At 62.9% G+C, this 11,835-nt stretch carries 10 protein-coding genes; 2 read left to right on the top strand and 8 right to left on the bottom strand.

Going from position 1 to position 11,835, the window contains the following annotated elements:
• Positions 1-65 precede the first annotated feature (65 nt).
• Positions 66-938 (top strand): LysR family transcriptional regulator, encoded by an 873-nt coding sequence (locus tag AACQ43_RS06635; RefSeq protein WP_043160238.1) that lies wholly within the window; start codon positions 66-68, stop codon positions 936-938.
• Between the two features lie 2 nt (positions 939-940).
• Here the strand turns inward: AACQ43_RS06635 and AACQ43_RS06640 are convergent, their stop codons facing one another.
• The 7 genes from AACQ43_RS06640 to acs form a co-directional block, all read right to left on the bottom strand.
• Positions 941-2,368 (bottom strand): PTS transporter subunit EIIC, encoded by a 1,428-nt coding sequence (locus AACQ43_RS06640; protein WP_106553211.1) that lies wholly within the window; start codon positions 2,366-2,368, stop codon positions 941-943.
• An 86-nt stretch (positions 2,369-2,454) separates the two neighbouring features.
• The gene (panF, locus tag AACQ43_RS06645) at positions 2,455-3,924 is read right to left on the bottom strand and encodes a sodium/pantothenate symporter (protein WP_168966613.1); all 1,470 of its coding nucleotides are present in this window, start codon (positions 3,922-3,924) and stop codon (positions 2,455-2,457) included.
• Positions 3,914-4,192, bottom strand: a complete 279-nt coding sequence (locus AACQ43_RS06650) for a YhdT family protein (RefSeq protein WP_016351749.1) — start codon at positions 4,190-4,192, stop codon at positions 3,914-3,916. The genes panF and AACQ43_RS06650 overlap by 11 nt, the downstream gene beginning before the upstream one ends.
• Before the next feature lie 112 nt (positions 4,193-4,304).
• Positions 4,305-5,645 carry an acetyl-CoA carboxylase biotin carboxylase subunit gene (gene accC / locus AACQ43_RS06655; protein ID WP_011707113.1) on the bottom strand — a complete coding sequence of 447 codons (1,341 nt, stop codon included), beginning with the start codon at positions 5,643-5,645 and terminating at the stop codon, positions 4,305-4,307.
• A 15-nt stretch (positions 5,646-5,660) separates the two neighbouring features.
• Positions 5,661-6,116 carry an acetyl-CoA carboxylase biotin carboxyl carrier protein gene (accB, locus tag AACQ43_RS06660; RefSeq protein WP_168966615.1) on the bottom strand — a complete coding sequence of 152 codons (456 nt, stop codon included), beginning with the start codon at positions 6,114-6,116 and terminating at the stop codon, positions 5,661-5,663.
• A gap of 36 nt (positions 6,117-6,152) precedes the next feature.
• A complete protein-coding gene (gene aroQ / locus AACQ43_RS06665) occupies positions 6,153-6,602 on the bottom strand; it encodes a type II 3-dehydroquinate dehydratase (RefSeq protein WP_016351748.1) in 450 nt (149 codons plus the stop codon).
• Positions 6,603-6,868: 266 nt separating this feature from the next.
• Positions 6,869-8,815 carry an acetate--CoA ligase gene (acs, locus tag AACQ43_RS06670; RefSeq protein WP_168966616.1) on the bottom strand — a complete coding sequence of 649 codons (1,947 nt, stop codon included), beginning with the start codon at positions 8,813-8,815 and terminating at the stop codon, positions 6,869-6,871.
• 168 nt (positions 8,816-8,983) lie between these two features.
• Here acs and AACQ43_RS06675 point away from each other — a divergent pair, with 168 nt between their 5' ends.
• Positions 8,984-9,280, top strand: coding sequence for a hypothetical protein (locus AACQ43_RS06675; protein ID WP_168966617.1), 297 nt, complete (start codon positions 8,984-8,986; stop codon positions 9,278-9,280).
• An 18-nt stretch (positions 9,281-9,298) separates the two neighbouring features.
• Here AACQ43_RS06675 and AACQ43_RS06680 read toward each other — a convergent pair whose 3' ends face one another.
• Positions 9,299-11,749 (bottom strand): sensor domain-containing protein, encoded by a 2,451-nt coding sequence (locus AACQ43_RS06680; protein ID WP_168966618.1) that lies wholly within the window; start codon positions 11,747-11,749, stop codon positions 9,299-9,301.
• Positions 11,750-11,835: the final 86 nt, after the last annotated feature.

Consider the following 11,835-nt stretch of genomic DNA (forward strand, 5'->3'; position numbering starts at 1 on the left):
CAGCCACTCTAGTCTGGTTGATTATTCAGATTAAGATGGGTAATTGGTAAAGACTGTTTGAATATATGAACAATGTCGAACTGGAGCTGATGGGGCTGTTTGCCACTGTGGTGGAGCAGGGCAGTTTTACCGGGGCGGCCGAGCTGCTCGGCATGCCCAAATCCTCGGTCAGCCAGAAGATCTCGCGGCTCGAATCCCAGCTCGGGGTGCGCCTGTTGCAGCGCACCACCCGCCGGCTGAGCCTGACCCCGCAGGGAGAGGTCTATGTGGAGCAGTGCCGGGCGCTGCTGGCACTGGCCCGCAGCGCCAATCTGGCGATGGCGCGGCTGCGCGCGGCCCCGGCCGGCCGGGTGCGGATCACCGCGCCGGAGGCGACCGGCACCCTGCTGCTCGGCCGGATCCTGGCCGAGTTTCGGGCCCTCTACCCCGAGGTGGTGCTGGAGCTGACCCTCTGCGATGAGCAGCTTGATCTGGTGGGGGAGGGTTATGATCTGGCGCTGCGGGCGGCACCGCTGAAAGATTCCAGCCTGATCTGCCGGCGCATCGGTCAGGTGCCGCGCCATCTGGTGGCGGCGCCCGCCTATCTGGCGGCCCACGGCACACCGCAACAGCTGAGCGAGTTGGGGCGATACGCCTGCCTGGTGCACACGTCGCTGCCTGTGTGGCCGTTGCAGGAGGGGGGCTGGCGGCCGCAGGGGGCTTGTCTGAGCAACAGCCTGCTGGCGCTGCGGGAGCTGGCCATCAACGAGGGGGGAATTGCCCTGCTGCCGCATCATGTCTGCGAAGGTGATCTGGCGAGTGGTCGCTTGCAAAAAGTGTTGCCCGAGCTCGCCGTGCCGCCCAACCCCTTCTACCTCATCTATCCGAGCCGGGAGCACCTGGCGCCCGCCCTGCGCAGCCTGATGGATTTCGTGGCCGAGCGGTTGCCATTTGCCTGAGGCTACCAGCCGCTCTGGCCGGCGGACTCCTGATTGGGCTTGAGGCCGAGCGGCACCGACTGACGCTCCGCCAGCATGCGGATCTGCCCTTCGATCAGGCTGGCGTTGGGGCCCAGCACCAGCACCAGCTGATGGTCGTTGAGCTGGATCCAGGAGAGGCAGCCCAGCCCCAGCAGGCGGGATTGATCCACCAGTGAGATGTCGCGCACCCGCAGGCTGAGGCGGGTCAGGCAGACGCTCATCGCCTGCAGGTTGTCCATGCCCCCCAGCACCTTGAGGTACTGGATCGCCAGCATCTGGGGATCGGAGGGGGCGACGCTGGCAAGGCGCGGGTGCTCCGGCGCGATGGGCTTGCTCGGCAGGCTGAGGGGCGTGCGCTCCAGCAGCTGATAAAACAGCAAGGTGTAGGCGACGAAGAACAGGATGCCGACCGGAATGAGCCAGAAGCTGTGCTCGCCGGCGTGGTAGCTCAGCACCAGATCCAGCAGGCCGGCGGAGAAGTAGCTGCCCACCTTGATGCCGAGCGCGCTGCAGGTGGCGAGCGACAGGCCGGTCAGCAGGGCATGGGCCAGAAACAGCCAGGGGGCGGTGAAGGCGAACAGAAACTCGATGGGTTCGGTGATGCCCACCAGCGCCGAGGTGAGCGCCAGGGTGAGCAGCAAGCCCCCCTGCGGCAGTCGCTGCATGCGCTGGCGGTGCAGCCAGATGGCGAAGCAGGCGCCCGGCAGGCCAAACATGATGATGGGATAGAGCCCGGCCACATAGCCTTCGTGCAGCGGCTGGGCGCTGGCCAGTGCCTGCAGGTTGCTTTCCCCCAGCCCGATGAGGCTGCCCAGCACCTGATGCAGACCGAGCGGGATCAGCAGCCGGTTCAGCACGCCGTAGCAGAAGGCGCCGAACGGGGTGGTGAGCAGCTCGGAGGCGAGCAGGGTGATGCCCTGTTCCAGCAGCGGCCAGAGCAGCGCAAGGGGGAAGGCCAGCAGCAGACAGGTGAACGCCGAGGCGAGCAGGCTGGTGAAGTCGCCGTTGACCAGCCGTAGCCAGTGGGGCATGGGGTGGCGTTTGAGCCAGGGGTAGACGATGGCGGTGGTCAATCCCGCCAGCAGGCCGCAGATCATGTCGCTGTGCAGGCCGGGGGCCAGGGTGCCGAGCGCCGAGCTCAGCAGCAGAAAGTTGACCGCGCCGGCCAGCGCCTGAGTGCCTTCACCCTGGCGGCTCAGCCCGAAAGCGATGGCCACCGCATAGATGAGCGGCATCTGGCTGAACAGGGCGCGGCCGGTGAGGGAGAGCACCGCCAGATCCAGCACGTCCGGCTGGCCGAGCCGATAGAGCAGCGCGGCCAGCGGCAGGATGGAGACCGGCAGCAACAGGGCGTAACCGAGTCGCTGCAGGGCTTGGGTCAGGATCTGTCTGGCGTTCTGTACGGGCATAAGGGCGCGGCATTTTGTGATATGGCGCACAGTTTACCCGTAAAACACCCATTTTGGGATAGTTTCGGAACCCTTTATTAATCCATTTATGATTGCGGCTCAAACAAGCGCCGCACATGCTGGCTCGGGGCCGGGGTGAGCAGGCTGACCAGCACGAAGGCAATCAGCCCCAGCCCCAGGCTCGGCACGATGGCGTGCAGGCCGGCCGGCTTGATCTCCCACTGGCTCAGGATGGCGTAGCAGAGGATGCCGCACACCATGCTGGCCAGGGCCCCCGGGCCGTTGGCCCGCGACCAGTAGAGGCCGAGCACCAGTGGCCAGAGGAACACCGCCTGCAGGCCGCCGAAGGCGAGCAGGTTGAGCCAGATGATCATCTCGGGGGGCTGCAGCGCCGCCAGCAGCACCAGCGTGCCCAGGATCAGGGTGCAGAGCAGGGAGAGGCGCGGCACCCGCACCTCCAGCTTCTCCTGGCCGGCCTTCTCCGGACTCAAGTAGTTGAGGTAGAGATCCTTCACCAGGGTGGCGGAGGCCTGGATCAGCTGGGAGTCGATGGTAGACATGATGGCCGCCATGGGCGCCGCCAGGAAAACCCCGGCCAGCCAGGGAGGCAGCACTTCCATCATCAGGGAGGGCATGATCTTGTCCGGGCTGTCCATGCCGGGCAGGATGGCGCGGCCCAGGGCGCCGGCCAGGTGCATGCCGAACATCAGCAAGGCGCTGACGATGGTACCGATGAGGATGCCGCGATGGAGCGCCTTGCTGTCGCGATAGCCGAAGCAGCGCAGCGCCGAGTGGGGCAGCCCCACCACCCCGATGCAGACCAGCACCCAGAAGCTCAGCATGAAGGGCTGGGTCAGCATGTCGCCGGCCCCCTGCGGGCTCACCAGCTTGGGATCGATCACCTTGAGCTGGTGGATGAGGTTGGGCAGGCCGTCACCGGCCACCAGAATGCCCGCCAGCAGCGCGCCGGTGCCGATCAGCATGATGATCCCCTGCAGCGCATCGGTCATCACCACGGCGCGAAAGCCGCCGATCACCGTGTAGAGCAGCACGCAGCTGGCAAACAGCAGGAGCCCCTGCTGATAGCTGAGGCCGGTGGCGGTCTCCAGCAGACGGGCGCCACCGATGAACTGCACCACCATGGTGGCGATAAAGGCGAGGATGATGGTAACCGAGCCCAGCACCACCACCGCCTTGCTCTGGTAGCGGGCCCACAGCATGTCGTTGATGGTCACCGCATTGACCCGGCGGGCGATGATGGCGAACTTCTTGCCAAGCACCCCCAGGGTGAGCCAGACGGTGGGCAGCTGGATCATCGCCAGCAGTACCCAGCCAAGGCCAATCTTGTAGGCCGCTCCCGGCCCGCCGATGAAGGAGGAGGCAGAGGTGTAGGTGGCCACCAGGGTCATGGCCAGCACCAGCCCGCCCATGCTGCGGTTGCCGATGAAGTACTCCTGGACGAAGTCGCCGCCCACCCTGTGGCGGCTGGCCCAGAAGCCGACTCCCAGCACCAGCACCAAATAGATGCACAACGGCAGCATCAGCTCAAGATTCATGGGAAGGCTCCTTGGCATCGAGGGGAGGGGAGTCGAGGGGGATGTCCACGAACAGACGATCCACCATCAGGCCGCACAGCACGATGAACAGCAGCGGCATCAGGATGCAGCTGAGCAGGAACCAGAGCGGCATGTCCCAGCATTCAATCTCTGCGGGGATGAAATAGGCCGTGCCATACCAGGCAAGGAAGTAGAGCAGGGTCAGCAGCAGGCAGAGGGCTGCTTCCCGGCGAGCGAGCGCGAAACGATTCACCTTGGCCTCCGACAATTTTGAGGGGCGCAAGGATAACAAAAAAGGGCCATGTCGCCATGGCCCTTTTTCAACAGAGGCTCCTTGCGGAGCCGACGTCCACCGACATGGCGGTCTTCGTCAAGGATCCTTACAGACCGAGCTTCTTGTGCAGGTAGTGGATGTTGGTCCCACCGTGCTGGAAGTTTTCGTCCTTCATGATCTCTTTTTGCAGGGAGACGTTGGTCTTGATCCCTTCCACCACCAGCTCGTCCAGCGCCTGACGCATGCGGGCGATGGCGACGTCGCGGTTTTCACCGTAACAGATCAGCTTGCCGATCATGGAGTCGTAGTAGGGCGGAACCTTGTAGCCGGCGTAGATGTGGGAATCCCAGCGTACGCCCAGACCACCCGGCGCGTGGAAGCGCTGGATCAGGCCCGGAGACGGCATGAAGGTGGCCGGGTCTTCGGCGTTGATCCGGCATTCGATGGCATGGCCACGGATGCGGATGTCCTGCTGGGTGATCGACAGGGGCTGACCGGCGGCGATGCGCAGCTGCTCCTTGATCAGATCCACGCTGGTAACCAGCTCGGTGACCGGGTGCTCAACCTGGATACGGGTGTTCATCTCGATGAAATAGAACTCGCCGTTTTCGTACAGGAACTCGAAGGTGCCCGCACCGCGGTAGCCGATCTCGATACAGGCGCGTACGCAGCGCTCACCGATGAACTTGCGCATCTCTTCGGTGATGCCGGGTGCCGGCGCCTCTTCGACCACCTTCTGGTGACGACGCTGCATGGAGCAGTCGCGCTCACCCAGATAGAGGGCGTTGCCCTGGCCGTCTGCCAACACCTGAATCTCGATGTGGCGCGGGTTCTCCAGGTACTTCTCCATGTAGACCATGTCGTTCTTGAAGAACTGGCCTGCTTCGGATTTGGTCAGCGCGATGGCGGCAGACAGCTCGGCTTCACTGCGCACCACGCGCATGCCGCGACCACCGCCGCCGCCGGCGGCCTTGATGATCACCGGGTAGCCAATGCGCTTGGCGATGGCGGCGTTGTGCTTGGCATCGCTGTCGACCGGACCGTCGGAGCCCGGTACGCAGGGCACGCCCGCTTTCTTCATCGCCTCGATGGCGGAGACCTTGTCACCCATCAGGCGAATGGTCTCGGCGCGCGGGCCGATGAAGATGAAACCGGATTTCTCGACCACTTCGGCGAAGTCGGCGTTCTCGGAGAGGAAACCGTAACCCGGATGGATGGCGACGGCACCGGTCACCTCGGCGGCGGCGATGATGGCCGGCACATTGAGGTAGGAGTCGGTACTGGCCGGCTTGCCGATACAGATGGTTTCGTCGGCCAGCAGCACATGCTTGAGCTCCCGGTCGGCGGTGGAATGAACGGCCACTGTCTTGATCCCGAGCTCTTTACAGGCGCGCAGGATCCGCAGGGCAATTTCACCGCGGTTGGCGATGACTACTTTGTCCAACATGGGTGGCGACTTCCCTTATTCGATGATGAACAGCGGCTCGTCGAATTCGACGGCCTGACCATTTTCAACCAGGATCGCTTTGATCACACCGGCCTTGTCAGACTCGATTTGGTTCATCATTTTCATGGCTTCGACGATGCACAGGGTATCGCCGACATTGACGTGCTGACCGACTTCCACGAACGGCTTGGCTTCCGGGCTGGAGGAGCGGTAGAAGGAGCCAACCATCGGGGAGCGCATCAGGTGACCGCTCGGGATGGCGTCGGCAGCCGGGGCAGCAGCAGCCGGTGCGGCGGCAGGAGCGGCAACCGGGGCGGCAGCTTGTTGCATGATCATCTGCGGAGCAGTGGTCACCTGACCGGAGAAGTTGCGGCTGATGCGAACGGACTCTTCACCTTCGGAGATCTCCAGTTCGGCGATGCCGGACTCTTCAACCAGTTCAATCAGCTTCTTGATTTTGCGGATATCCATTAGCATTCTCTTTCTTCTTTATCTGATCAGTGATTATCAAGCCGCGCGCAACTGGTGCACGGCCGCGGTTAAAGCGAATTGGTAGCCATCGGCCCCCAGCCCACAAATGACCCCCTTGGCGACATCAGACAGATAGGAGTGATGACGGAAGGGTTCCCTGGCATGGACGTTGGACAGGTGAACCTCGATAAAGGGGATGGCCACACCCAGCAGCGCATCACGGATGGCGACGCTGGTGTGGGTGAAGGCGGCCGGGTTGATGATGATGAAATCCACCTGACCCATGGCCTGGTGGATGCGGCCGACCAACTCATGTTCGGCATTGGATTGCAGGTGTTCCAGTGTGACCCCGAGTTCGCCGGCGTTGTGCGTCAGATCGGCGACGATCTCATCGAGCGTCTTGCTGCCGTAGATGCCCGGTTCCCGTTTGCCCAGCAGGTTCAGGTTCGGCCCGTTGAGCAGGAGAATTCGGTGTTTTTGCGACATATTGAGTACATCCTCGATGATAATGCTGCTATCTGTCAGCCATCTTGTGGACTATCAGAAATCTAGTCATTTTCTGCGCAAATCGGTGTGCACTGGCACACAGATTTCGCAATTATATTGATTTCGTGAAAATTAGCAGCATTTTACTGGTCTAATCTCTACATCTGTCTATTTTTTGCGCTAAGCGGTGCGTTGTTGAAACGCTCAGTAGCAAAGACGACAAAGCCGGCTCGAGGCCGGCTTTGGAGGCAGGAACGCAGTCAGGATCAGGCTGCTTCCGACTTCTCGCGGATCAGCTTGTCCACCACGCCCGGATCCGCCAGGGTGGAGATATCCCCCAGGCTGTCGGTCTCGCCGGTGGCGATCTTGCGCAGAATTCGCCGCATGATCTTGCCGGAGCGGGTCTTGGGCAGCCCCTCGGCCCAGTGGATCACGTCCGGGGTGGCGATGGCGCCGATCTCCTTGCGGACCCACTCCTTCACCTCTTTATGCAGCTCGCGGCTCGGCTCCTCACCAGCGATCAGGGTGACATAGGCGTAGATGCCCTGACCCTTGATCTCGTGCGGCACGCCCACCACCGCCGCTTCGGCGATCTTGGGATGGGAAACCAGCGCAGATTCGATCTCGGCGGTGCCCATGCGGTGACCGGAGACGTTCAGTACATCATCCACCCGTCCGGTGATCCAGTAGTAACCATCCTCGTCGCGACGGGCACCGTCGCCGGTGAAGTAGCGGCCGGGGAAGGTGGAGAAGTAGGTCTGCTCGAACCGCTCGTGATCGCCGAACACGGTGCGCATCTGGCCCGGCCAGGAGTCGGTGATCACCAGGTTGCCCTCGGTGGCCCCCTCCAGCGGCTCGCCCATGTTGTCCACCAGCGCCGGCTGCACGCCGAAGAAGGGACGGGTAGCCGAGCCTGGCTTGAGATCGGTGACGCCGGGCAGCGGGCTGATGAGGATGCCGCCAGTCTCGGTCTGCCACCAGGTATCGACGATGGGACAGCGCTCCTCGCCGATGGTGCGGTAGTACCACTCCCAGGCTTCCGGGTTGATGGGCTCGCCCACCGAGCCCATGATGCGCAGGCTCGAACGGGAGGTGCCGGTTACCGCCTCGTTGCCCTTGGCCATCAGCGCCCGGATGGCGGTGGGGGCGGTGTAGAGGATGCTGACCTGGTGCTTGTCCACCACCTGGCTCATGCGATTGGTGGCCGGGTAGTTGGGCACCCCTTCAAACATGATGGTGGTGGCGCCGTTGGCAAGCGGTCCGTAGACCAGATAGGAGTGGCCGGTGACCCAACCCACGTCGGCGGTACACCAATAGATGTCCTCTTCGTGGTAGTCGAAGATGTACTTGAAGGTGAGGGTGGCATAGACCAGATAGCCGCCGGTGGTGTGCAGCACCCCCTTGGGTTTGCCGGTGGAGCCGGAGGTGTAGAGGATGAAGAGCGGGTCTTCGGCCCCCATCGCCTCCGGCGGACAGTCGGCGCTGACGGTGGCGACGGCGTCGTGCCACCAGATGTCCCTGTGGTTGTGCCAGGCGATGTTGCCGCCGGTGCGCTTGAGTACGATCACCTTGTTGACCTTGGTCTCCGGGTTGGTGAGCGCTTCATCCACATTCTTCTTGAGCGGCACCGGGCGGCCGCCGCGCAGCCCTTCATCGGCGGTGATGACGATGGAAGAGCCGGAGTCGATGATGCGACCGGCCAGGGCTTCCGGCGAGAAACCGCCGAACACGATGCTGTGTACCGCGCCGATGCGGGTACAGGCCAGCATGGCGATGGCGGCTTCCGGCACCATGGGCATGTAGAGGCAGACCACGTCGCCGCGATGCACTCCCTGTGCCTTCAAGACGTTGGCAAACTTGCACACCTCGGTGTGCAGCTCGCGGTAGGTGAGCTTGCGATCTTCGGCCGGGTTGTCCCCTTCCCAGATGATGGCAACCTTGTCGCCGCGCTGGGCCAGATGGCGGTCCAGGCAGTTGGCAGAGACGTTGAGCAGGCCGTCTTCATACCATTTGATGGAGACGTGGCCCGGATCATAGGAGGTGTTCTTGACCCTGGTGTAGGGTTGCATCCAGTCGAGGATCTTGCCCTGCTCGCCCCAGAAGGCATCCGGATCCTGCACCGAGGCCCGGTACATGGCTTCATAACCTGCCTTGTTCAGCAGGGCGCCTTTGCTGATGTGGGCTTTGACCGGGTAGACCTTGCTCTCGCTCATGTGTCACTCCTTTGAATACATTCTTGTAATGATTAAGTAACAACTTATACCTTTGGCGGGGGAGGGCAATTAGACTTTTGGATAGATGGCAACATCCGCTTACAGTCGAGTCGATGACAATTCATCGCTGATTGGGTAAAACGTCGTTTTATCGACGGAGATAGTCCCATGTTGACCCTGCTATTGTGCTCCTCCCTCTGGCAGTTCGAGGCCCCGAAGGTCGCCGATGAGGCCGCATTGGCGGCCCCCCATGCCAACGGCCTTGCGTTGACACCGGTACAGCCTGCTTCGCCATCCCTGCGGGACCACATCAGCGGTCAGTTGAGCGAGGCCTGGCTGGCGCGCAAGCCGTCGGTGTCCGTCACCCTCGAAGAGAAAAAATCCTCCTATCCGCAGGACGCGTTGCTGGAAGAGTCACGCCGGCGGCAGGACGAAGGGTGGGATGCCAGGCTGACGTTCAACTGATGAGCGTCACCTGCGCCGCTAGCACCAGGCACCCTTGCGCGAGCCCCGTTGCTCGGCCAGATGGGGCTCGGCCAGCGGATGGCTGAACAGATAGCCCTGCCCCTCCTGGCAGTGCAGGGATTGCAAAAACTGGCGCTGGGCCTGGGTCTCAATCCCTTCGGCGGTGACCACCATGCCCAGGCTGTCAGCCAGATTGATGATGGTGCGGCACAGCTCCCGGCTGTGCTTGTCATCGGGCAGTGCCTGCACGAAGGTGCGGTCAATCTTGATGCGATCGATGGGCAGGCTCTTGAGCAGGCTCAGGGAGGAGAAGCCGGTGCCGAAGTCGTCGATGGCGATCTGTACCCCCAGCGCCTTCAGGCGTCTGAACAGCTGCAGGCTCTGATCGACCCGCTGGATGATGCTCTCGGTGACCTCTATCTCCAGCTTCTCTGGCGGGAAGCCTGTCTCGGCCAGGATGGCGGCGACCCGTTCCACGTAACCTGCCGAGCGCATCTCCCGCACCGACACATTGATCGACAGCCTGGGGACCGCCAGCCCGGCGGCCAGCCACGCCTGTCCCTGCTGGCAGGCGGTGTGCATGACCCACTCGCCGATCTGCTCGATAAGCCCGCACTCCTCGGCCACCGGGATGAAGCGGGTGGGCCCTATCATCCCCTCGCTGGGGTGTTGCCAGCGCAGCAGAGCCTCCAGCCCGCTCATGCGGTTGCTGGCGAGCTCCGTCATGGGCTGATAGAGGACGCAGAGCTGATGCTGCTCGATGGCCTTGAACAGCCCCTGCTCCATGCTCATTCGCTCCCGGGTCTGCTCGGTCATGTCCGGGGTATAGAACAGATAGCCGTTGCGGCCCCGGCTCTTGGCCTCGTACATGGCGCTGTCGGCGGCGCTGATCAGGGTTTCCGAGCTGGTGGCATGTTCCGGATAGAGGGCGATGCCGATGCTGGCGGAGACGGCAACCCGCTCGTGGCCGAGTTCGACCGGTTCGCGCAGGCTGGCCAGCAGTTGCTCGGCGAGCCTGGATAGCTCCTCTGGCTGCTCGAAGTAGGGGATCAGCACCAGGAATTCATCGCCACCGAGCCGGGCGGCCACGTCGTTGTGGCGCAGGACGCGGCGGATCCGCTCGGCCAGCAGCTTGAGCAGTTCGTCGCCGGCGCTATGGCCCAGGGTGTCGTTGATCAGCTTGAAGCCATCCAGATCGATGAACAGCAGGGCCAGTCGCTGATGGTTGAGCTGCGCCGTCTTGAGCTCCAGCTCCAGCCGCTCCTGTAGCAGGTTGCGGTTGCCGAGCTCGGTCAGGGGATCGTGATAGGCGAGGTGGTTGAGCTGTGCTTCGGCCTTGCGAATGGCGCTGATGTCGGAGAAGGCGATGACATAGTTGGTGGTGTTGTGGCGACTGTCGTGCACAGCGCTGACATGCTGCCAGGAGGTGAAGTAGCCGCCATCCTTGCGCAGACACATCATCTCGCCATGCCAAGCGTGACTGCCGGGCAGCAGGGTATGCCAGGGATAATCGATATCGGTGTGGCGACGCGGGTGCATGATGGCCTCCGGCGACTTGCCCACGATCTCTGCCTCTTCATATTGAGTCATGCTGGAAAAGGCCGGGTTGACCGAGATGATCTGGCGCTGGCCATCCATGATGATGATGCCTTCGGCAGCGGTCTCGAACACCACGTTGGCCTGGCGCAGCTTGTCCTCCTGGTTGCAGCGACTGGTGGCATCGTGGATTACCCCGGTGATGCGTCGCCCCTGATGGTCGGTGGCCGCCACGTGATCGGCGTGAATGTCGACCCAGCCCCGCAACTGATCCGGCCCGAGATAGCCGAGGGTGAGGTGAATGGGGACCGTGCCGTTGACCGCCGCCCTGAACTGCTCGCCAGAGAGCGGATCGAAGCGCTTGATGAACTGCTCCATCCCCCCCTGAAACTGGCTGGCCGTGGTACCGAGCAGGCGCTCGACCTGGCCGTCAAACTGCAGCCTGTCCTCCGTCACATGCCACTCCCACACCCCGATCTGGCCGGCTCTCATGGCCAGTTGCAGCCGTTGCTGTGCTTCGACCTGTTCGGTGACGTCCCGCACTATGGTGAGGATGCGGTCGGGCACCCCCTGTTCGTCCAGCATGGGGCTGTAAATGGCCTGCCAGTAGCGCTGCCGACCCTGGTGGGCTGCGGTATGGCCGCTCAGGTTCAGCTCGACCCGGGGGACGCCGCTGCTGATGACCTGCTGGAACAGAGGCTCCAGCACCGGAGCCAGCGTGGGGACGATTTCCCGCAGGCATCTGCCGTAGTGTTCTTCTCGGGAGAGGCCGTTGAGATCGGCCAGGGTCTGGTTGACGCTGCGGCAGCGAAAGTGGCGGTCAAACACGCCTATGCCAAACGGGGCCAGTTCGAACAGCTGCTGCAGCTCGTTCATGTCCAATTGCCCCGCCAGCGGTGGATCCGGCATGGCATTGAAAGTCTCTTCGCCCATCGCGCGCCCCCTGAATTGACATCTTTGTCATTTAAACTGCTGTGAGTATGGCATGAAGCATTCTGGAGGGAAGAAAGGGGGCGTCA

It is taken from the genome of Aeromonas sp. DNRA1 (assembly GCF_963888745.1).
Lineage (GTDB): Bacteria > Pseudomonadota > Gammaproteobacteria > Enterobacterales > Aeromonadaceae > Aeromonas > Aeromonas hydrophila.

Bases quoted from the DNA above. Each gene is read 5' to 3' on its own strand.
- panF (WP_168966613.1), bottom strand. From the start codon at position 3,924: ATGAATCTTGAGCTGATGCTGCCGTTGTGCATCTATTTGGTGCTGGTG.
- AACQ43_RS06680 (WP_168966618.1), bottom strand. From the start codon at position 11,749: ATGGGCGAAGAGACTTTCAATGCCATGCCGGATCCACCGCTGGCGGGG.
- accC (WP_011707113.1), bottom strand. From the start codon at position 5,645: ATGTTGGACAAAGTAGTCATCGCCAACCGCGGTGAAATTGCCCTGCGG.
- AACQ43_RS06675 (WP_168966617.1), top strand. From the start codon at position 8,984: ATGTTGACCCTGCTATTGTGCTCCTCCCTCTGGCAGTTCGAGGCCCCG.
- aroQ (WP_016351748.1), bottom strand. From the start codon at position 6,602: ATGTCGCAAAAACACCGAATTCTCCTGCTCAACGGGCCGAACCTGAAC.
- accB (WP_168966615.1), bottom strand. From the start codon at position 6,116: ATGGATATCCGCAAAATCAAGAAGCTGATTGAACTGGTTGAAGAGTCC.
- AACQ43_RS06640 (WP_106553211.1), bottom strand. From the start codon at position 2,368: ATGCCCGTACAGAACGCCAGACAGATCCTGACCCAAGCCCTGCAGCGA.
- AACQ43_RS06635 (WP_043160238.1), top strand. From the start codon at position 66: ATGAACAATGTCGAACTGGAGCTGATGGGGCTGTTTGCCACTGTGGTG.
- acs (WP_168966616.1), bottom strand. From the start codon at position 8,815: ATGAGCGAGAGCAAGGTCTACCCGGTCAAAGCCCACATCAGCAAAGGC.